An 18696-nucleotide genomic window follows, 5' to 3' on the forward strand; every position below is an offset into this window, starting at 1 on the left:
CTTACTGTTCTGCGGCCCGGTCCGATCTCGTAAACCAACGGAACGGGTTGAGTGACCAGCGTGGCTCATAACGAGCATATCGCTCTTTACGCCGGGTAAGGCGCTGCTGCATTAGATCCATTTCAAAAGTAACACGACGCATTTCCAAGCGCAGAGACTCTTGCATCTCTTCGATGTCAGCGATTTTTTGCAGAATGGTTGCTTGCATATGGTTTAAAGAAGAGAGCTGAGTCAGTTCGTTTTGGAACTGCATCAACGTTTCTTGTACCGTCAATTCCATCTCGCGCATGCCGCTAGAAAGCTTATTTGGGGCGCCGACAGTGACCGCCGTTTCATCTGACAGAGACAATTCCTCTGAAAAGAGCATATCCTCTGAGATCCGGCCTTCCTCAATGAATTGCTTTTGAATCTCTTTTAAGGAGCTGTTACCGCTGTCTTTACGTTCCTTTACTTCCTTCAGAAGCGTAAAGCCCTTCTCGCTGATCAAATAGTGACCCTGCGGATTTTTCAGACGCTCTTGTAAGGGTACAAACAAGTCAAGCCAGTTACGCAGCGTACGAACATGTACGTCTAGGCGATCAGCTACCTCTTTCGAAGCCATCCAAACTTGTACATCCATCCCGAATCACTCCTTTTTTTCCCCTCAGTATTCCCGGTGGACTCATTATAGCACCATTTTTTTCCGGGAAAGGCAAAATCGACAAAGGTTCTAAAAAGAAGTGATGTTTCGTCCGATTTGGACAGGCGCGCATATTTTGTCAAAAGGAAGTGGGCCATTCATAATGACCGGGACATGCGCGTACATATGGAAGGAATACACGTCCATACCTATTGATGAGGAGAGGACCGTACGTATGCAGCCTGAGTTCTGGTTTGTTTTTGGATCTGCCGCAGTAGCGAGTAGTGTCGGCGGATTGCTGCTATGCTTGCGCGCGTGGTCTACCCAGTCCTTATTCGCCATGATCAGTGCAGGAGCGGGACTGCTTTTCGCAATTACGATGCTGGATCTAGTGCCACATGTTCTGGAACAAGAAGGGCAGCGGGTCATGCCTTTTGTTTTGATAGGCTTCGTGCTGATGTTTACACTTGAATTGATTGGCAAGGCAGGAAAAGAAGTGGGCTCGACCGGGGTCATTGGAGTGTTGACGGGTTTCTTGCTGCATGCGTTTGTCGAAGGCATGTCGCTGATCGCGAGCTTTCAAATGGATACAAACGTAGGGGTATCCGTGCTTCTTGCTATGCTTTTGCATAAAATTCCCGACGGCGTGACGGTGGCTTCTTTGTTGCTTGCCGCTACGCGTTCTCGACAAAAAGCTTTTTGGGGGGCTTCCTCTCTCGGGCTTGCGACGGTTATTGGAGCGGGAAGTGTTGGCATTGTAGAGCGCATTTTCCCCCCAAGCTGGTCAGGCGTCATTCTGGCTATGACCGCAGGCATTTTTTTGTATGTCTCGGCAAGCCACCTCATTCCTTATATTTTGAGTGCGAAAAAGGCACAGCTCGGTGCTTATTTTGTCGGGGCGATTCTCGTTTACATGGTGTTGACCGCTTATTTGCAAGGAAGTCATGTGCATGTATAAACAGCGGACTCCGTTGCCAGTCTAAGAAAAGAATGGCATTCTCTATCCGAGAAAAGGAGTCCTGAAGATGAAAACAGAGCAAGCAAACAGCAGCATGGAGGAACAAGTACAGAGACAGGCTGAATTCCCGGCAAACGGAACATCCCTCAATCCCCTGGATGAAGAATGGGTGTTTTCAGGCACGCAATCGACATCAGTTGACCAGCCTGCCAGCACGGAATAGGTCATGATCCGTTATGCCTTGTCCTTTTCGATAAAATCCCTACCCAGCCCCTCTCGTAAGTGCGGACGAGATCGGTTATAATGGCAGGGGAATATGTTGGAAAGGGGCATACATAAAATGAATACATTGTTACAAGGCAAAAACATCGTCATCATGGGTGTTGCGAATCACCGCAGCATTGCCTGGGGAATTGCACAATCCTTGCATAAAGCGGGAGCGAACCTGATCTTTACCTACCAGGGAGAGCGTCTGCGTGAAAATGTAGCAGAATTGACCGAGAAAATCGGAGCAGATTCGCTCCTCGTGAACTGCGATGTAACCAAGGACGAGGACGTAGAAGCAGCATTTGCCTTGATCAAAGAAAAAGTGGGTGTTATCCACGGCTTGGCACACTGCATCGCGTTTGCTAAAACGGAAGAGCTGGAAGGCGAGTACGTCAATACTTCCCGCGACGGTTATGCGCTGGCACAAGACATCAGTGCGTACTCTCTGGTAGCGGTAGCACGTGCTGCCCGCCCATTGATGACTGAAGGCGGAAGCATCGTGACCATGACTTACCTTGGTGGCGAGCGTGCGGTACCTAACTACAACGTGATGGGCGTTGCCAAAGCAGCACTGGATGCATCCGTTCGTTATTTGGCTAACGACCTGGGCAAGGAAAACATCCGCGTAAATGCGATCTCGGCAGGTCCGATTCGTACGCTGGCTGCAAAAGGAATCCGCAACTTCAACTCCGTTTTGAAGGAAATTGAAGAAAAAGCTCCATTGCGCCGTACGATTGACCAATCCGAGGTAGGCGACACTGCATTGTTCTTGTTCAGCAATCTGTCTAGAGGTATTACCGGTGAAATTCTGCACGTCGATGCTGGCTATAGCATCATTGGCGGCTAAACGAATAACAGGCTCCTGTTCCCCGCATACTATACAAAACAATCGTTTTGTTAACTGCGAGGAAGGGAGCCTTTTTTATGTTTCCATTGATTACAAACATGGAAGAATTTTTGATTTATATGGGCGGAGGATTTCAGTATTTACCTGCCCATTTCGGCGATGAAGCGGGAGGTTCTGGTCTTGCGTCCGAATCGCTCCCGGGGGATACCGATACAGAGGCTATGCCGAGCGCGGGTAATCGCAACGTATAACAATCTGCGTTCTTCCTCCAGGGCAGCATATCCACCTTTGCGCAGCTCGTCCAGCGTGTATTCATGAGGGATTGCGCCTTCCACCAGATCTGGTAAAAAGACGTGATCGTACTCAAGTCCTTTGGCACGATGAATACTGAGTACATGTACTGCTTCATCAGGGAGTGGCCGCTGCGTGCGCCACTCTTTTTCGTTTTGGGTCATCTGCTGGATGTAGGCCAAAAAGTCACTGACGGTGGCATGTCGTTTCGCTGCTGCCAAGATCTGTTGCAGCTCGTCACTCCAGCGTTCCCGGCCATCTTCCCGGTCGCGGGAGCGCTTTTTCAAATAATCTCGCAGCTTGCCATCCTCGAAAATCAGCTCGAGTGCTTGTGCGGGCGGACAGTCCTTGGCAGCAGATAATATCTCGGTAACCGCCTGCAAATGCTTTCGCTGATACGGCTTTAGCTGGGTGAGGAGAGGCAGGACATGCAAAATCGGGATATCCTCGATAATGGCTTGGCTGCGCAGCGCGTTCCACATATCTGCTGAGATGTAGAGCGTAGGCAAGATTTCTTTCAAAGCGTCCGTATCATCCGGGTTGACTGCAAGTCGCAAGTAATGCAGAGTCCAGCGCACTGTTTGCCGTTGATAAAAGGAGTCCTCCTCCTGTGTGTAGTGAAAGGGGATGCCAGCTTCACTCAAACGCTCCAGGATTGGGCGGGCGGATTCGTTCGTCCGATACAGAACGGCGCACTCGCCTAGAATGGCCCCTTGCTCACGGCGATGTATGATTTCATCAACAATACGTGATGCCTGCTCTTCCTCGTCTTCGGGCTCGAATAAATACGTGTCTCCTTCCTCGCTATGAAAGGAGAGGCATTCCTTTGCCCAGCGAGCACGATTGTTGCCAATCAAGGAGTATCCAAGACTGACGATGGAAGCGTGTGAACGATAATTCACTTCCAGTGTAATAGATTTGGCCTCCGGAAAATCGTTGGTGAAGCCCAGTATGTATTGGGGATCACTGCCGCGAAATCCGTAAATCGATTGATCGTCGTCACCGATGACACATAGATTGTTTTGCGGCGCGGCGAGCAGCTTGACTGTTTCGTACTGGATGCGGTTGATATCCTGAAACTCATCGATCATCACATGTGTTATTCGATTTTGGTAGCGCTGCAATAGCTGAGTGTCATCACGCAGCATTTCATAACAGCCGAGCAGCATGTCGTCAAAGTCAAACCAGTTATGCTTTTTCTTGGCTGCTTCGTAAATCGGGTAGAGTGCTTGTGCCCGCTTTTCTGAGGTGCTGTCGAGCTCCCTGTACGCAACATCCTGAGGGAGAAGGTATTCGTTTTTCCAGCGACTGACGATCCCCAGCGCTTCCTGTATGTCATTTTCCTTTAGGGCGATCAGATCATCATGACCAAGCAAAGCACCTGTTTCCCTTAGCAGTCGCCACTTTTGCCAATCCTTTTTCAAGAGACGCTGCTGGTCCCAACGATTAGGCTGATGGTGCATAAGCATGCGGTAAAAAATGCTGTGAAACGTACCTGCGATCAGCTCGCGTGCTTGGTGGGGAGGAAGCTGACGGGCAATCCGTTGCCTGATTTCATCCGCTGCCTTGGTCGTAAAGGTAACTACCATAATTTGTTTCGGTTCTATGCCACAAGCTTGAATCAGATGGGCAGTGCGGGCCGTCATCACTCTTGTTTTGCCGCTGCCAGCTCCTGCGAGAATGAGCAAAGGTCCGTCCGTCGTCTCAACTGCCTCTCGTTGACCGGGGTGCAGCGGCTCATCTCTTTTTTGCTCAAGCAGATGCTGAATGCTTTTCTTTGGTGTCAAACGCTTGCGAAAAATCGGCGGCTTTGGTGCTGGCGGGGGAGTTGTGGCGCTGCTGCCAATTGTTCTTTTTTTAGGCATGCGAAAGGAACCGATCATCACGGAATCGTCTTCTTCTGCTGGCGTATCTGCTTGTGGAATATCTGATTGATCAGAAGAAAAAGCGAGTTCATCCTTGTTCAAGTCGTGCGCGGTTTGCCCATTCGTGTATGCTTGTCCACCGTCTGTGCCTGTATCCTTGCGCAAGGCTGCCTCAAAGGCGGTTGCTGCCGTCTCATCCAGCGCTTGCAGCCAGTTCGGATTTTCGGAACTGGCTCGGTCGCTATCCATTAGCGAGCAGACAGCTCCTTCTGGATGAGCAAAATAAGGCTCGAAGCTTATCCCTGCAATCAATCGAAGCGCCGCTGCGCAGGCTGGACACCGTACCTGATCCTGTCGGGCAGCCATGCGCCAAAACGGTATGCGATTGTATGTCTCGGGTAGCAACAGGATGGGTTTGTTGTCTAGTAGGGCAAAGTTCATTATGACACCTCGAAAAGATGATAGGGAGTACCGGCGTATCTTATCGCTCGCCTTTACATGGAAAGAAGAAGTGCCCCCTGGCCGCAGGGGACACTTGCCAATAATCGTGTCGTTAGGATTGAGCGTGCAAAAGCACGGTATCTTCTGGCAGGGCTTCTGGGTCCTCTTCGCCCACATAGGTAATGTTTACCCGTGTGATCCGGTGGTTTTCCAGCTCGCTGATAGTGAAGAGATAGCCCTGAAACATAACTGTCTTGCCATTTGCGACTTCCTCGTTTAGCTGACTATAGAGCCAACCAGCAATCGTGTCTACCTCATCGGAAACGACCTCGATGGTAATGTAGTCGTTCAGTTCATTTAACAGCGTTTTTCCTGAAACGGAGAGAGCGTTGTTGGTGCTTTCTTCAATTTCTGGACGTTCATTCTCGTCAAATTCGTCCTGGATATCCCCAACAATTTCTTCGAGTATGTCTTCCATTGTGAGAAGACCTGCTGTTCCGCCATACTCATCGATGACGATTGCCAACTGCGAGCGACGTTTTTGCATCAATCGCAGCACGTGACTGATCTCCATCGATTCAGGTACAGTGAGGAGCGGACGGAGGAAGTTTTTCAATTCTGCCTTGCCTGTACTCAGAGCAGACAGGTAAAAATCAGAGATGTGGACGAAGCCAATCAATCTGTCTTTGTCTTCGTGAGCGACAGGGAAGCGGGAATGACGCGATTCCTTCATGATTTGGAGGTTTTCCTCAAAGGTGTTGTCATCGTACAGACAAATCATGTCGATCCGCGGAATCATGATTTCCCGGGCAAGTCGTTCGGAAAATTCAAAGACATTGTCAACAAGTGCCATTTCTGTTTGGTCGATATGCCCGCTCTTGTGACTCTGGTTAACGAGCAGACGAATTTCCTCTTCGGTATGAGCCGACTCATTCTCAGATGCCGGTTCAATTCCAAATCGTCTGATTAAAAGATTTGCTGCTCCATTCAAAAACCAGATGAGCGGATAGCTCAGCTTGTAGAAAAACATGAGTGGAGCGGCCGTCCAAAGCGAGGTTGCCTCTGCTTTTTGAATAGCCAACGACTTGGGCGCCAGCTCGCCTAAAACGATATGCAAAAAAGTAATGATCGCAAAAGCAATAGCGAGTGAAATCGGGCCACCCAAGTATTGAGGTAAGTGGAAAAATGCTACCATGGGCTCGACGTAATGGGCGATTGCAGGCTCACCAACCCAACCTAACCCGAGTGATGCCAGCGTGATTCCGAGCTGGCAGGCAGACAGATAGGCGTCTAGCTGCTTCGTGACCTTTTGCGCGTAGCGGGCTCTTTGGTTATTGCCTTCGCTTACGAGCTGGGTCAGACGGGTTTGGCGAACTTTTACCAACGAGAATTCTGCTGCGACGAAGAATCCGTTCAAAAGAACCAAAAACATCACGAGCAGCAGATTCAGCGTAATCTCCCCTATCGGACTCTCCAAGCATACCTCCAGCCTCCCGCAGTACGAAAGGTGGAGAATTCACCTCCGTTATTGTAAATGTACTTTCAATGTACGAAATCATTTGTGTAAACATTCGTATATTCGTTGTTATAGGTTAGTATACCAATTGGTCAACCGAAGAGTCAAAACGTTCCGATTCCCATATGTGCTAACAACGAGACGAATGGACATACCCGAAACCACTGAATCATACACATAAACGAGTAACTGTCCAAGGGAGGGGAGGAGACTGAACTGGCTGCATAAAAGCGTTGCCATTGTATCAGGTAGTGTGCTTATCGCAGTAGGAGTCAACCTGTTTCTCGTCCCGCACCGTTTGATGGACGGAGGCATGATCGGGATTGGTCTTTTGGCGACGTATTACATGCAATTACCACCTGGTCTAGTGATGATTTTTGTGAGTCTTCCTGTGTATGTGATCGTATTCTTTTATGATAGACGGCTATTTTATCACAGCTTTCATGGGATGCTCATCTCCTCGTTTTTCATCGATGTGCTGTCCGATTTACGAGGGTGGAATCTATGGTCAACCTCCAGCTCCGCAGTTACCGGAGGTGTTATGATCGGGATGGGGGTAGGTCTGATGCTTGCCTACGAAACGAATACGGGTGGGACAGATTTGCTTGCCCAATTTTTAGCCAGACGCTTCAAGCTGCATGTCGCCCTTTTGATTCTAGTGATAGACGGATTCATCGTGTCTTGCTCTTTGCAAACGATTGGGATGGAACGGACGATTTTTTCTTTAATCACGATTATTGCTGTTGCAGCGACAACGCATATGTTTAGTGGAATCAGCCGCAAGCGGCAGCCATACACGGTCATTGGACCCCTTGATTCTTTCGAGAAGCTGCAAATCAGCCAAAAAGGCAGGGGATGGAGATTATTTTGGAGAAAATAAATAGGAAAAGGATGAAATGAGGGACGAGTCTTGTCTACCAATACACCACAAATGATTACGGAGCGTGTCGGTTATTTTCCCGGTCACGTCAATATTGGCTTGGTCATCGGTAGCACGGGGGCGATCTTGATTGATTCTGGACTCGATACCCAAACTGCCAAGAAAATTAAGAAAGGACTGGACGCCATCGCCCAGCCCTTGTGTGCCATCATACAAACGCACGCACATGCCGACCACTTCGGGGGCAACGCCTATCTACTCGGATGCTGGCCCGAAGCACAGGTCTACGCGCCACCGCTAGAAGAGGCTATCATACGTTATCCAATTCTCGAACCAATCTACCTGAATATGGGGGCAGAACCACTTGCGGACCTTCGTAACAAATTCCTTTTTGCCCAAGCTTCGCGGGTGGACCACCTCCTTCCCCTGGAGGATTCGATAGAGATTGATGGCATAGCCTTTTCTATCCTTTCTCTGCCGGGACATAGCTGGCAACAAGTCGGTGTCGTGTGCGAAAATATTTGCTTTGCCGCCGACAGTTATTTAGGCGAAGAGGTATTGGAGAAGCATAAACTCCCCTTTCTCGTAGATGCTCATGAAACCTTGCTCAGCCTAAACAAGCTCTTGGACACGAGCTATACAGGATATTTGCCTGGTCACGGACCGTATATCACCTCCCCGGTCAGCGCCGTGCAAAAAAATATCGAATGGCATCAGCGAATCTATGCGGTAATCGAAGAAATTTTGGAAGAAGAGCATACGTTGGAGAATGCACTTTCGCTCTTATGTGAGCGGTTACACATTTCGATGGAGAACGCTTCCAGTTTCGTCCTGTTTCGGACGGCGTTCATGGGGTATCTCATCGGACTTCAAAAAGAAGAGAGAGTTGAATACCGGTTTGCCCAAAATCGATGGCTGTGGAGAAGCGTCAAAACAGAAGTTCAGGATGGTGCAGTAGGGGACGAGAGGTAGTCTGCAATTTCGGCGAGCTTGTGCTCCGCTGCTTCACGCACGGCTTTGGGAATGAAGAAAAGCTCTTCGGAAGCGGTGCTCATGTAGAATTTGGCTTCCAGATACGGATGGCCCAGCTTGACGGTAAGCTCGCCTTTTCCTGTTGTTGTACTGGTGAAGTTCGTCGGGATGCGTAGAAAATAAGTACTGCTGCTTGCGGAGTCGTACATGACGACATCATACGTGGGCATGGAATCCCCACCTGATCGGCGAAAGCCCTGCTGTCGCAGCATTTTGTCGACATAGGAGAGCGGCTGCACAACGCCGGTCAGGGTTTTGTTTTTTAACCGCATGGACATCCTCCTCGGCTCACCCTTTAAGAAATCGGGTTTGGTACCATCCTATGAGCGGCATTCAGAATTCAGACGTAGAGAAAAAAGAAATGAAGGAGTGGTAGTACCATGAACCAACACGCAGATTTACATACCCATACAAAAGCGTCAGATGGAACCTGCGAGCCGGCAGAAAACGTGCGCTTGGCAAAAGAGGCAGGCTTAAATGCTCTCGCAATCACGGATCATGATACGGTGTCTGGAGTTCCTGAGGCGCTTGCAGCTGGCAAGGAGCTCGGGACCGAAGTCATTCCTGGCGTAGAGGTTAGCTCGGTAGGGCGGGGACAGGATATTCACGTGCTCGGTTATTTTATCCCGTATGAGGACAGCGCTTTTCAGGAGCGCCTGGTCGGCTTGCGTGAGACGCGTCATGAGCGTAATCAGCTGTTGATTGCAAAGCTGCAGGAGCTGGGAATTCCCATTACACTCGAAAGCGTCTATCGCCGCAAACAAGGGACTGATAAAAATATCGGTCGTCCGCATATCGCAGAAGAGCTGATTGAGCTAGGAATTGTGGCAACGATCGAAGAGGCTTTTGAGAAATACTTGGGAAAAGGGGCGGCAGCGTATGTCAATCCGCCACGTATTACTCCGCAGGAAGCGATCCGCTTGATTCAGGATGCTGGGGGAGCCGCTGTTTTGGCGCATCCAGGGCTTTATGACGATGATGAGCTGGTGCAGGAGCTGATTGCTTTTGGGCTGGATGGCATTGAGGTCAATCACCCAGACAATACAGAGGAGCAAAGACTCGTATACAGTACTTGGGCAAAGGAACATGGACTTGTCATGACCGGGGGCTCGGATTTCCACGGCTGGCGAGGTGAAGAGCCGTTCCATGCGATGCTTGGTTCCCATACAGCACAGATGGAAGCAGTGGAGCGATTGCGGGAGATTGCAGCAAAAAGAAAATAATGATTCATGAAGAAAACCCCGTCTGAAACGTTGTTTGCACGTTTGGAGACGGGGTTTAGAGTTTTGCTGGGCATCTCTGCAATTAAAGTACGGTAAGCACAAAAGAAAAGCCAAGCCATATACAAAGCGGGCTAAACAGCCACGTATCATTGTGGGCGAATCGCGTATGCTTGACCTTTTTAAAGAAACCGATGTAGCGAAAATCGCCAATTGCACGGAGGAAAAAAACGATTGCGCAGATCACGCATCCCCATCTCAAAAGGGCAGGGGGAAACGACATGGACAGATAGCCGCTTTGGATCAGCAGTAAAAAAGCGGTCGATGCCAGCAAGAGAGCGACGATTAAGGTCGGACCCTTACCTGGAGTAAAGAGGCGACGGGACTCGTCGGAAGTACGTGGAATGACTTCACCCAAGCTCCAGCGTCCTCCCACGGCCCAGTACACATGAAGCAGAGAAACGAAGAGCAAGATGGCTGCTGACGATACAACAAAAAATGTGGTCATAGGATTCTCTCCTTTACTCATTTTTGATGAAAAATGCGAGTTGGTATGTCTTTTGCTTAAGATACGGCAGCGTATGTTTCGGGCGTAAAAGCTCCCGGCACTCTCATGTTCTCCCTTAAAAGGTAAGGCGTAGCCGGGGTATGATAAGAAATCGAAAGCCAAGGCTTTGTCACTTCCATGCCAGAAAATGAGCAAGTGATGCTTGTACATCCATTTCGGCATTGATTTCCGTACGGGCCAGCCAGCCTACGTACATGAAATAGGCGAGCTCAGCACGTTCCTTTGCCTCCATTTTAGGAACTCCATTCTTTTGGTACAGAGCTGCTACATAATCAATTCTGCGTTTTTCGATTTCAATGAGGCGCTGACGGAGGACTGCATTTTGCTTCGCCCACGCATACATGGCCGCTTCGAGTTTTTGTTCCCTTGAAAAAAGCTCGCCGAGAAGCTGCTCCAATGTCTGGCTCTCTGAGTCTGGGGTATGAATAATTCTTTCTGTTGTATGTTCTTCCCAGTAGCTGATCATGGAATCGAGCAAATCCTGACGATCCTGAAAGTGGTGATAAAAGCTTCCCTTGCTGATGTTCATTTCGCGGGCGAGTGCTTCTACACGGACTGATTCGATACCTGCCTCAGTCAGCTTGGTGAGTGCAGCTCTGACCCAGTCCTCGCGCATATATTGCATGGTTCACCTCTAAGATACGCTAGCGTATGTTTTGTCCGATTCCAGCATAATCCAAAGGGGGAGGGAAGTCAAACAAAAAACAACCTTGGCGTCGCGGTACGTCATAGCGACAAGGTTGTTTCGTAACAAATAGAATCTACTTTTTGCGCAAATTTTTTACCATGGCGATGTGCTCGATACCAGCGTCATCGAAAATGTCACCATACGCCTCATAGCCTAATTTTTCATAAAAGCGCTGCGCATGAGTCTGTGCATTCAGCTTAAGTGTTTCGTAGCCTTGGTCCTGCGCTGTTTCTTCCATCGCCATCATAATTTGACGACCGAGTCCCGTACCGCGCTCCGATTGGAGAACGGCAACGCGCTCGATTTTCCCTACACCAGGTGCATATGTACGCAGACGGCTCGCACCTACTGGGTGTTCTTCCTTATAAACGACGAAATGAATCGTTCCGCTGTTTGCCTCGTCGTGTGCATCGATCTCCAAATCTGCGGGAACTTCTTGTTCCACAATGAAAACTGCTTTGCGGACGGACAGGGCATCGGCCATTTCTTTTTCGTTGTTGACGGACTGAATCTGGTAAGTTGTTTGGTTCATCATGTCACACGTCCTTTGCTTTGGAAAAAAGATTCCTCCCTGCCATGAATGCACAGGGAGGGGGTAGGGGTGTTATCTACTTTACGTTACTTTTTTAAGAGGAAAGTCTGGTAAACGCTCCAAATGCCATCTTCCAACTGGTAGATCAGGTGGAAGCGGTCAATTTCACTTGTTAAATCAAGCTTCGCCATGCTCAGCTGACCTGTTACATCCCGTAGCTCATCGTCGGACAGATCACGTCCGATGGTCAGATGCGGAACGAAAGCATAGGTCTCTTTTTCGTTTACACATTGGTTCACGATTTTTTGGTGCAGCTCATTAAATGGCTCCTTGTTTTGGACAGCCATGTAGATGACGTTGTTTGTCGGATGGAAAGAAGAAAAACGGTGGAAGCTTGCTGTAAAGCTATCAGTTGAGGAGGCAACCTGCTCCAGATGGCTAACCAGCTCTGGCAGCTTGGATTCGTCCAGTTCGAAGCCTTCTTTTAAGCGCATATACGGCGGTACCAAGGCATATGCCGGGTCGTAACGCTTTCGGTAAGAGTTGGCGACTTCTTGCACCTTGCTGGATGGGAAAACTACGATACTGTACATCATAAGAACCACTCCTCCTTCACTATCTCTTATGCTCTTGCATCCTATTATTTTAACAGAAAATTCTCCATTTGTGTAATGTTACGCTTGGGTCCGTATATTCCTGAGGCCGCAGGAAAGACTGTGTAGTGCAAGGAGGTGCCGTACAGCATGTATATGGCCATGATGATTACATTCATTTTTCTCGTCCTGCTCTTGCTGTCTGTACTGACCTTCACCATCCTGTCGGCTATACGGAAAGGCGATTTCGAAGACGCCCTCGTCCCGGCAGTGAAGGAAGAAGGTCCGCAGGAAGAACAGCCACGGTAAGTTTACCCGTAAAGCGTGCACAGCATGCGCGGCAGATTGGCTTGCCAAAAGCCCCACGTATGGTCACCCTCAAAGGTCTCATAGACCAGGGTGGCCATTTTCTTTTGCAAAATATCGCGCAGCTCGGCGTTGGCAGAGACAAGATCGAGAGCTCCACGTCCAGATTCAACAGCAGTCTCTCCTGTACCAATTTCCAGATACAGGTTCAGCGGAACGATAAACTCCGTTTCTTCAACACGCTTGTTCAATGACTCGTCCATCGCGGCAGATTGGCATGCCACTTGACCAAAGGTATGTGGGTAAGATAAAGCCGTAAAAAGGGAAACCACCCCTCCGAGCGATTCGCCCAGCAGTGTCCGGCCGTTGCCGAGTGGGTGCGTAGAATAATGCGTATCAATGTAGCTGACCACCTCTTCTGCCAAAAAGCGACGATAGGCCAGATGCTCCCGCCCATCGGGATGGTAGCGGCTTTGCCGTTTCGTTTTATCCACAGGAAGGAAGACGGCCAGCAGATCAGGGAGCTTTTTTTCTTCGATTAGCTTGTCCAATAGTGTTGCCATTCTGCCCATAGACAAGTAATCTTCGCCATCCTGTACGTAGATGACCGGATAAGAGTAGAGCGGCGAATAACGGGCAGGGGTGTAGACAATCAGCTTTTCCGGCGAACCAAGATGCAGACTGTCCAAAATGATTTCCTCAAGAGCCACAGCGTTGTCCTCCTTATGGGATGTTCTGGTGCTAATTATACAGGAGAGGGGAAGGCTTACCCAAGTGTTTCGTGTGTTCGATTTGAATGAAAGATTGTCGCAATTTTGACACCGTGTGATACTATGATAAAAACGACTTCACTCGATTTGCGGAAGGGGTTGTCTCTTATATGAAGAAGCAGGTTCACAGCATCGAAGTCAGAAACGCTGCCCTCGCACGCCTGTCAGAACGCGGCGTGACGGTAGAAGATATCGCGGAGATTGTGTATCTCATGCAGTCACCATACCATCCTGGCTTGACTATGGAGCCATGCATTGAAAGCGTCAAAGCTGTGCTCGAAAAACGCGAAATGCAGCATGCCATTTTAGTTGGCATTGAACTCGATACATTGGCTGAAAAAGGGCTCCTGTCCGAGCCGCTCCAATCCATCATCGCAACAGACGAAGGATTGTTCGGCTGCGACGAGACCTTGGCGCTTGGATCAGTATTTGGTTATGGAAGCATCGCGGTGACGACCTTTGGGCATTTGGATAAGCACAAGGTTGGCGTAATTAAAAGATTGGATACGAAAACGGCAGAGGGCCGTGTGCATACGTTTTTGGATGATCTGGTCGCTAGTGTTGCTGCCAATGCGTCCAGCCGCATGGCTCACCGGATGAGAGATGAGCAGGAAGCCGAGCTGGCAAGAGCAGAGGCACTGCGTGAGCACGAGGCTGAGCTGCGTGTGGAGGAGAACGGAAAAGGAACTGAGCAGGCTGGGTAGGTTTTTTTGGAGGTTTTCCTTTGGGGGAATTGTTACCTAACTACCTTTGAGTAGGCGAGCTTGAAAAAGCCATTTTCTTTGCTGGTACTGTTTTGTATGCGAGGCGGTTTGGGGTTGTGAGCTGTCTTGGGTATGAGGGAGGTGCCTGTGAGGGAGTGGCTTTTTTTGATTGGGTGGGATTGGGGAGTAAGGCGTAAGGAGTAAAACTTTCGGTTTATGCTTAGGAAAAAGGGTTTGGGGGCGATCATGCAAGGTGTTTTACTTGGGTTTTTTAGTGTTCTTTTGGTACGAGTGAAAAAAATTACAAAAAATCATTATTTCCTCTTGAAATTGATTAAGTGATGCGGTATAGTAATAAATGTGATCGACGTCCGAGACGATTCGGGCCCTTAGCTCAGTTGGTCAGAGCGGTCGGCTCATAACCGATTGGTCGTAGGTTCGAGTCCTACAGGGCCCACCATTAAATGATTACATAAGTAAGTCCCAATGATCCGGTAGCTCAGTTGGGAGAGCACCATCTTGACAGGGTGGGGGTCGCTGGTTCGAACCCAGTCCGGATCACCATAATTTAAACGCTAAAACCCTTGGTAATCAAGGGTTTTTTAATTTTTATAACGACCCCACTCGTTCCCCTTTTATACGAACAATAGCAAATTGGTGCCGAAATGGTGCCCTTTATTCAACTAAAGATTTCTTGGTGTCATTTGGTGCCGAAAAGAACATTTCCCCGAAAGCATCGGCCGTTTCCTTTTGCATGTGTGGTGTAATGTGCGAGTAGCGATCCAGCATCATCACACTTGACCATCCCATACGCTCCGCTATGCGTTTATTGTTCTCTCTCATTTTCAAGAGCATAACAACATGAGTATGACGTAGATCGTGGAAACGAATTCTTTTCAGTCCCGCTTTTTCTGTAAGGCGATAGAAAGTACGATTGATGTTGCGTGGTGAAACAGGAATGCCTAACTGTGTACATATCACCAGGTCGTTATCCTCGTATATATCTCGATTTGCCATCTTTTCTTCTTTGGTACGGTGCCGTAATTTTTCAAGTTCAGTTGCTGTTACCTTATCGATCCCGATGGAGCGGATGCCTGATGCCGTTTTTGCTCCATGCTCCAGAGTTTTTCCGTCATGGTTAAGTATTTTCCTAACGGATAAAGTCCGGTTCTTCAAATCAAGATCCTGCCACCTTAGACCGAGTATTTCCCCTTGCCTCATTCCGGTTGTTACTGCCAGCAACATAGCGCAGTAATAGCGATCATCTTTGGCAGCTTCAAGAAGTCGATGAGCCTCTTCATCTGTCCATTACAACATTTCCTTTGTGTCGGCTTTGGGACGATCAACAACAGCAGCAGGATTTTTAATAATCATATCCCAGCTTGCAGCTTTATTTAGCGACTCATTAATAATGGTGTGGACTTTTTGAATGTTCTCTCCAGAAAGTCTGCCTGTCTATTGAAGCTTATTATATAAATTTTGGATGTGCCGAGGTGTAATATCGGCAAGGGCCAATTCTCCTATGGCAGGCAGTATGTGGTTGTTCACTAAGCCAGCATAGGTTTCAAGGGTTCGTGATTTAACTTTTGTTTTCTTGTCCCGAAGCCAGTCTTTCATGAAATCGCGGTATAGGAGCTTGGAAGCTTCAAGATTCAAGCCTTGTCCAAGTTCGTTTAATAGGTCGCGTTGAGCCGCTTCAGCTTCCTTCTTTGTCTTAAATCCTCTGCGTTTGATCCTTTTTCGTTTTCCATTTTCATTAATTTCAATAGTGAAGTACCAGGGGTTCTTCTGAACGTCCTTGTCTTTAGTTACCGCCATGTTTCAATCCTCCTTATTTAATCCAGACATTTAAACTAAGACCATAGTTCTGATTTGCGAATTCTTTTAGTCCTGGAATTAGCCTCCTTTTACTGCTCTCACAAGTGAGGTGAGTGTCTGCCCTGTTATGATTCGGAATTTCGAGTCGGCAATTTCGCCGAGCCCTCATATTTGAGGTGTCCTTATTATTGGGTGCTCAACTTTGAGCAGACAAAGGACTGTTCGGTCCGTTACACCCCTCCCCGAAAAGCCATTCCTAACATGGGGAACCCTTACTTTCTCTGTCCTCTAATCAGCTGACACTTAGTTTCTGCATACATTAACTGTGGTTAGTGCATACATTAACTCAGTTTCTGTATGTAATAAGTACACAAAGTAAAGTAAAGGAAAGTAAAAGAAAGTAAAAGAAAGTAAAAGAAAGAATAATGTACTCGTGAAATGTCACTCGTATGAAGAGTGGCTTTTTTTATTTCTCTGAAGAGATACGATCGCGGAAAAGAGCATCGAGATATGCAGTAATGAGCTGCTTGTCCTGATCGGTGAGAAGGTGGCTGTGGTATGTGACGCTGGGCCGTTTTAGAATATCGTGTAACTCAGAATGCTGTTTTGTGCCCGTATTGGAAGGAGCAATTTTCTTTGCCAATATTTCAAGGTCGGTTAGTAGATTTTCTTTCCATTCAAAACTCGCATATTCAATTAATTCGTGTCTTAAAGTTTTAATATTGTAATGAATGTCGAACTCTTTGAGCAAATCTTCGTCGATATAATCAGGCTCCTCGTCTTTTGTATTAAGATATTGTCGAAAATGTTTTTCAAACTCTTCGTAGTCGGGACCAGCAAATTGACCTTCAAATAATTGGAATAAGTCCTCTCTCAAATACGGATGAAAATAGCCGTCCTCAGAAAGAGAGCGTAAAGCCCGTATAAGACTTTCATCTAATCCTTCATCGTTGTCATATTCCTCATCAAGGTACCCTGCTAACTTCATGAGCTGACGGTACGAAAAATTGTATGCCTTAGATAACTTATTTAACGTTTCTGGTGTTGGTGTAATGGGATTACCAGATCGTGGGTCTACACCTTTTTCAAGGCTACTTAGGTACGTGTGACTAACTCCTGAAATTCTTTCGATTTCTCTGAGACTCCTATCGCCTCTAAGCCCTTTTAGTAAATCACCAATACGTTTAATGATGACCATCCCCTTAAAATAAAAATGCTATGCATGGTTGACAACAATAATATCATGACGTATTATCTTTATCAAGGAGGTGCTATGCGTGGTTAGCAATAGACTTAGGGAAGTTAGAAAAGAAATCGGGATGTCTATTTCTGAGCTTGCCCGAAGAGCAAAGACAAGTCGCCAAACGATAACCAATATTGAGCTATATGGTCAGGTACCTAATGGACTTCTTATGATTATAATTTGCGAAGTTCTAAAGAAAGAGCCAAAGGAAATTTTTTTTACTAAAGATGCTATGCATGGTTAGCGAAATGCAACGAAGAATCGTTCCTCGAAAACTGCATAGTTAAACCAACAATAAGGGGGTTCACCATGCGATATTTCGGCGTGAAGGTAGGGGGGAAGCTCTACATTCGGACACCAAAAGGCAATTTACTATCTCTTGGGTTCTTAGCTGACATTGAAAAGCTGTTTGAGGAATTGGAGGTAGATAAGCAATGATCTTCCTGTCAGAACACATGAAAGAAACAACCGACATTATGGCTGGGTTTACGACTGGCAGATTGTTCATGGAAAACGGAACAGTTGGGCTTCAACGATCCAACGGGAAAGAAATTTACTTGGGTGAAAGAGATCACATCGAAGTTCGAAATGGTGACGAGTACAAGCCTGTTACAACTAGGGAAGTATTGACAGCTAAAACGGTCGAGGGATGGGCTTTATACGCTGGGTTATATGCGAGGGTAAAACGAGAGGGTACAAACACCTTGCCATAACAATGTATCCAGTAAAATACGTGGCAATCGTCATGAAACGCACTTGAGAAGGGGAGATAGGCAATGCATTACACCAGCGAGGAAAAAGAGACGGTTTGTGTCTATGATTACATTGATGGAATGTGGGAGGTCTACAGTTGCGTACCTCGTCATATAACCAAACTTCGCAAAGCAGTGGGTGAACCGTACTGGAAAGAAGAACGCACGGGCCGGACAGGAAAAGTAATGCTTGCTGCTGGTAGATGGAAGTTAAATGGGAACCAAATTCGTTTCTTCGCTCCCTTTGGCTCCCACGCAAAGCAGAAAACGCCTAGGAACTCATAATCTCTCTAGTCTAGGGATTTATACCTTCTGCTACATTTTCATAACTAAGCACTTAACGAGGCCGCGTCAAAGTCACATGGGAAGGAAAAAGAAGCGAATCAATATCAAAGGGGGAATACCATGCGAACATCAGCAAGAAGAAAAATGGGCCGCGCAATCAGCCCTACGGTTATCGTACAAACGGCCCAGCCACTTGATCCGGTGTCTAATCCAGCAGTTGATCCAAACCAACTATTTCAACAGTTGGCCCAGGAGATGGCACAAGCATTAATCCAACAGCAGCAGGTGCAGGCGGTACAGCCAAAGCGCAATGTGCTAACCGTAGAGGAAGCAGGGGAAGAAGTGTTTGAATGCAAGATTAGCAAGTATAAGTTGTACCAGTTACTTAGAAATGGGGAGTGCCCCAGTGTAAAGATCGGGTCAAAATATATTCTCCGTCGCGATACTTTAGAGGTATGGCTGCGGCAACGGGAGCAGGGATATCAATAATCTTCAAATCTT

Annotated in this window: 23 protein-coding genes, 2 tRNA genes and 1 pseudogene; 14 read left to right on the forward strand and 12 right to left on the reverse strand. The window is 47.7% G+C overall.

What is annotated here, in order from left to right; all coding sequences use genetic code 11:
• Window position 1: 1 nt before the first annotated feature.
• Window positions 2–619: a MerR family transcriptional regulator gene (locus C3B52_RS23410; RefSeq protein WP_103108802.1), complete on the reverse strand. Its 618-nt coding sequence runs from the start codon at window positions 617–619 to the stop codon at window positions 2–4.
• 235 nt (window positions 620–854) lie between these two features.
• On the opposite strand from C3B52_RS23410, the gene C3B52_RS23415 reads away from it, so the two are divergent.
• The 3 genes from C3B52_RS23415 to fabI all read left to right on the forward strand — a co-directional run bounded on the left by C3B52_RS23415 (window position 855) and on the right by fabI (window position 2691).
• Window positions 855–1577, forward strand: a complete 723-nt coding sequence (locus C3B52_RS23415; protein WP_103108803.1) for a ZIP family metal transporter — start codon at window positions 855–857, stop codon at window positions 1575–1577.
• Between the two features lie 67 nt (window positions 1578–1644).
• The gene (locus C3B52_RS36655) at window positions 1645–1800 is read left to right on the forward strand and encodes a hypothetical protein (RefSeq protein ID WP_164684889.1); all 156 of its coding nucleotides are present in this window, start codon (window positions 1645–1647) and stop codon (window positions 1798–1800) included.
• 117 nt (window positions 1801–1917) lie between these two features.
• Entirely contained in the window at window positions 1918–2691 is a 774-nt protein-coding gene (fabI, locus tag C3B52_RS23420; protein ID WP_103108804.1) for an enoyl-ACP reductase FabI, read from the forward strand.
• A 140-nt stretch (window positions 2692–2831) separates the two neighbouring features.
• On the opposite strand, the gene C3B52_RS23425 is transcribed toward fabI, so the two are convergent.
• Window positions 2832–5288 carry a UvrD-helicase domain-containing protein gene (locus C3B52_RS23425; protein ID WP_103108805.1) on the reverse strand — a complete coding sequence of 819 codons (2457 nt, stop codon included), beginning with the start codon at window positions 5286–5288 and terminating at the stop codon, window positions 2832–2834.
• A gap of 112 nt (window positions 5289–5400) precedes the next feature.
• The gene (locus C3B52_RS23430; RefSeq protein ID WP_103108886.1) at window positions 5401–6720 is read right to left on the reverse strand and encodes a hemolysin family protein; all 1320 of its coding nucleotides are present in this window, start codon (window positions 6718–6720) and stop codon (window positions 5401–5403) included.
• A gap of 322 nt (window positions 6721–7042) precedes the next feature.
• On the opposite strand from C3B52_RS23430, the gene C3B52_RS23435 reads away from it, so the two are divergent.
• Together C3B52_RS23435 and C3B52_RS23440 are read left to right on the forward strand one after the other, a co-directional pair.
• Window positions 7043–7684: a YitT family protein gene (locus C3B52_RS23435; protein ID WP_373419743.1), complete on the forward strand. Its 642-nt coding sequence runs from the start codon at window positions 7043–7045 to the stop codon at window positions 7682–7684.
• Window positions 7685–7735: 51 nt separating this feature from the next.
• Window positions 7736–8656: an MBL fold metallo-hydrolase gene (locus C3B52_RS23440; protein ID WP_103108887.1), complete on the forward strand. Its 921-nt coding sequence runs from the start codon at window positions 7736–7738 to the stop codon at window positions 8654–8656.
• Here C3B52_RS23440 and C3B52_RS23445 read toward each other — a convergent pair.
• The gene (locus C3B52_RS23445; protein ID WP_103108806.1) at window positions 8626–8988 is read right to left on the reverse strand and encodes a hypothetical protein; all 363 of its coding nucleotides are present in this window, start codon (window positions 8986–8988) and stop codon (window positions 8626–8628) included. The two genes, C3B52_RS23440 and C3B52_RS23445, sit on opposite strands and share 31 nt — an antisense overlap.
• Window positions 8989–9096: 108 nt before the next feature.
• Here C3B52_RS23445 and C3B52_RS23450 point away from each other — a divergent pair, with 108 nt between their 5' ends.
• Window positions 9097–9939: a PHP domain-containing protein gene (locus C3B52_RS23450; protein ID WP_103108807.1), complete on the forward strand. Its 843-nt coding sequence runs from the start codon at window positions 9097–9099 to the stop codon at window positions 9937–9939.
• Window positions 9940–10021: 82 nt separating this feature from the next.
• Here C3B52_RS23450 and C3B52_RS23455 read toward each other — a convergent pair whose 3' ends face one another.
• The 4 genes from C3B52_RS23455 to C3B52_RS23470 all read right to left on the reverse strand — a co-directional run bounded on the left by C3B52_RS23455 (window position 10022) and on the right by C3B52_RS23470 (window position 12320).
• Complete coding sequence (locus C3B52_RS23455) at window positions 10022–10444, reverse strand: DUF3995 domain-containing protein (protein ID WP_103108808.1); 423 nt, start codon at window positions 10442–10444, stop codon at window positions 10022–10024.
• A gap of 169 nt (window positions 10445–10613) precedes the next feature.
• Window positions 10614–11129 carry a TetR/AcrR family transcriptional regulator gene (locus C3B52_RS23460; RefSeq protein WP_103108809.1) on the reverse strand — a complete coding sequence of 172 codons (516 nt, stop codon included), beginning with the start codon at window positions 11127–11129 and terminating at the stop codon, window positions 10614–10616.
• Between the two features lie 136 nt (window positions 11130–11265).
• A complete protein-coding gene (locus tag C3B52_RS23465; RefSeq protein WP_103108888.1) occupies window positions 11266–11724 on the reverse strand; it encodes a GNAT family N-acetyltransferase in 459 nt (152 codons plus the stop codon).
• Between the two features lie 86 nt (window positions 11725–11810).
• Window positions 11811–12320 carry a YjcG family protein gene (locus C3B52_RS23470; RefSeq protein WP_103108810.1) on the reverse strand — a complete coding sequence of 170 codons (510 nt, stop codon included), beginning with the start codon at window positions 12318–12320 and terminating at the stop codon, window positions 11811–11813.
• Window positions 12321–12467: 147 nt separating this feature from the next.
• Here C3B52_RS23470 and C3B52_RS36660 point away from each other — a divergent pair, with 147 nt between their 5' ends.
• Window positions 12468–12626, forward strand: coding sequence for a hypothetical protein (locus C3B52_RS36660; protein WP_162839524.1), 159 nt, complete (start codon window positions 12468–12470; stop codon window positions 12624–12626).
• A 2-nt stretch (window positions 12627–12628) separates the two neighbouring features.
• Here the strand turns inward: C3B52_RS36660 and C3B52_RS23475 are convergent, their stop codons facing one another.
• Window positions 12629–13333 carry an alpha/beta hydrolase gene (locus tag C3B52_RS23475; RefSeq protein WP_103108811.1) on the reverse strand — a complete coding sequence of 235 codons (705 nt, stop codon included), beginning with the start codon at window positions 13331–13333 and terminating at the stop codon, window positions 12629–12631.
• A gap of 170 nt (window positions 13334–13503) precedes the next feature.
• Between C3B52_RS23475 and C3B52_RS23480 the strand changes: the two genes are divergently transcribed.
• From C3B52_RS23480 to C3B52_RS23490, 3 genes are all read left to right on the forward strand, one after another.
• A complete protein-coding gene (locus C3B52_RS23480) occupies window positions 13504–14097 on the forward strand; it encodes a phosphatidylglycerophosphatase A family protein (protein WP_103108812.1) in 594 nt (197 codons plus the stop codon).
• Window positions 14098–14480: 383 nt separating this feature from the next.
• Window positions 14481–14557, forward strand: a tRNA-Ile gene (locus C3B52_RS23485).
• 28 nt (window positions 14558–14585) lie between these two features.
• A tRNA-Val gene (locus tag C3B52_RS23490) sits at window positions 14586–14661 on the forward strand.
• Between the two features lie 111 nt (window positions 14662–14772).
• Here C3B52_RS23490 and C3B52_RS23495 read toward each other — a convergent pair.
• The 3 genes and pseudogenes from C3B52_RS23495 to C3B52_RS23505 all read right to left on the reverse strand — a co-directional run.
• A pseudogene (locus C3B52_RS23495) lies at window positions 14773–15390 on the reverse strand (site-specific integrase); the annotation flags it as partial.
• A gap of 162 nt (window positions 15391–15552) precedes the next feature.
• Complete coding sequence (locus C3B52_RS23500; RefSeq protein ID WP_103108814.1) at window positions 15553–15915, reverse strand: Arm DNA-binding domain-containing protein; 363 nt, start codon at window positions 15913–15915, stop codon at window positions 15553–15555.
• Window positions 15916–16381: 466 nt separating this feature from the next.
• Window positions 16382–17113, reverse strand: a complete 732-nt coding sequence (locus tag C3B52_RS23505) for a helix-turn-helix domain-containing protein (RefSeq protein WP_103108815.1) — start codon at window positions 17111–17113, stop codon at window positions 16382–16384.
• A gap of 79 nt (window positions 17114–17192) precedes the next feature.
• Here C3B52_RS23505 and C3B52_RS23510 point away from each other — a divergent pair, with 79 nt between their 5' ends.
• The 4 genes from C3B52_RS23510 to C3B52_RS23525 all read left to right on the forward strand — a co-directional run bounded on the left by C3B52_RS23510 (window position 17193) and on the right by C3B52_RS23525 (window position 18684).
• Window positions 17193–17402, forward strand: a complete 210-nt coding sequence (locus C3B52_RS23510) for a helix-turn-helix transcriptional regulator (RefSeq protein ID WP_103108816.1) — start codon at window positions 17193–17195, stop codon at window positions 17400–17402.
• Between the two features lie 65 nt (window positions 17403–17467).
• Window positions 17468–17596, forward strand: coding sequence for a hypothetical protein (locus tag C3B52_RS37860; protein ID WP_268811900.1), 129 nt, complete (start codon window positions 17468–17470; stop codon window positions 17594–17596).
• Window positions 17593–17871: a hypothetical protein gene (locus C3B52_RS23515; RefSeq protein ID WP_103108817.1), complete on the forward strand. Its 279-nt coding sequence runs from the start codon at window positions 17593–17595 to the stop codon at window positions 17869–17871. The genes C3B52_RS37860 and C3B52_RS23515 overlap by 4 nt, the downstream gene beginning before the upstream one ends.
• A 444-nt stretch (window positions 17872–18315) precedes the next feature.
• Complete coding sequence (locus tag C3B52_RS23525) at window positions 18316–18684, forward strand: helix-turn-helix domain-containing protein (protein ID WP_103108819.1); 369 nt, start codon at window positions 18316–18318, stop codon at window positions 18682–18684.
• Window positions 18685–18696 lie beyond the last annotated feature (12 nt).

It is taken from the genome of Brevibacillus reuszeri (genome assembly GCF_002897295.1).
Taxonomy (GTDB): Bacteria; Bacillota; Bacilli; order Brevibacillales; family Brevibacillaceae; genus Brevibacillus; species Brevibacillus reuszeri_A.

Coding starts and splice junctions, on each gene's coding strand:
- C3B52_RS23410 (WP_103108802.1), bottom strand. CDS start 619: ATGGATGTACAAGTTTGGATGGCTTCGAAAGAGGTAGCTGATCGCCTA.
- C3B52_RS23415 (WP_103108803.1), top strand. CDS start 855: ATGCAGCCTGAGTTCTGGTTTGTTTTTGGATCTGCCGCAGTAGCGAGT.
- C3B52_RS36655 (WP_164684889.1), top strand. CDS start 1,645: ATGAAAACAGAGCAAGCAAACAGCAGCATGGAGGAACAAGTACAGAGA.
- fabI (WP_103108804.1), top strand. CDS start 1,918: ATGAATACATTGTTACAAGGCAAAAACATCGTCATCATGGGTGTTGCG.
- C3B52_RS23425 (WP_103108805.1), bottom strand. CDS start 5,288: ATGAACTTTGCCCTACTAGACAACAAACCCATCCTGTTGCTACCCGAG.
- C3B52_RS23430 (WP_103108886.1), bottom strand. CDS start 6,720: ATGTTTTTGGTTCTTTTGAACGGATTCTTCGTCGCAGCAGAATTCTCG.
- C3B52_RS23440 (WP_103108887.1), top strand. CDS start 7,736: ATGATTACGGAGCGTGTCGGTTATTTTCCCGGTCACGTCAATATTGGC.
- C3B52_RS23445 (WP_103108806.1), bottom strand. CDS start 8,988: ATGCGGTTAAAAAACAAAACCCTGACCGGCGTTGTGCAGCCGCTCTCC.
- C3B52_RS23450 (WP_103108807.1), top strand. CDS start 9,097: ATGAACCAACACGCAGATTTACATACCCATACAAAAGCGTCAGATGGA.
- C3B52_RS23455 (WP_103108808.1), bottom strand. CDS start 10,444: ATGACCACATTTTTTGTTGTATCGTCAGCAGCCATCTTGCTCTTCGTT.
- C3B52_RS23460 (WP_103108809.1), bottom strand. CDS start 11,129: ATGCAATATATGCGCGAGGACTGGGTCAGAGCTGCACTCACCAAGCTG.
- C3B52_RS23465 (WP_103108888.1), bottom strand. CDS start 11,724: ATGAACCAAACAACTTACCAGATTCAGTCCGTCAACAACGAAAAAGAA.
- C3B52_RS23470 (WP_103108810.1), bottom strand. CDS start 12,320: ATGATGTACAGTATCGTAGTTTTCCCATCCAGCAAGGTGCAAGAAGTC.
- C3B52_RS36660 (WP_162839524.1), top strand. CDS start 12,468: ATGTATATGGCCATGATGATTACATTCATTTTTCTCGTCCTGCTCTTG.
- C3B52_RS23480 (WP_103108812.1), top strand. CDS start 13,504: ATGAAGAAGCAGGTTCACAGCATCGAAGTCAGAAACGCTGCCCTCGCA.
- C3B52_RS23500 (WP_103108814.1), bottom strand. CDS start 15,915: ATGGCGGTAACTAAAGACAAGGACGTTCAGAAGAACCCCTGGTACTTC.
- C3B52_RS23505 (WP_103108815.1), bottom strand. CDS start 17,113: ATGGTCATCATTAAACGTATTGGTGATTTACTAAAAGGGCTTAGAGGC.
- C3B52_RS37860 (WP_268811900.1), top strand. CDS start 17,468: ATGCGATATTTCGGCGTGAAGGTAGGGGGGAAGCTCTACATTCGGACA.
- C3B52_RS23515 (WP_103108817.1), top strand. CDS start 17,593: ATGATCTTCCTGTCAGAACACATGAAAGAAACAACCGACATTATGGCT.
- C3B52_RS23525 (WP_103108819.1), top strand. CDS start 18,316: ATGCGAACATCAGCAAGAAGAAAAATGGGCCGCGCAATCAGCCCTACG.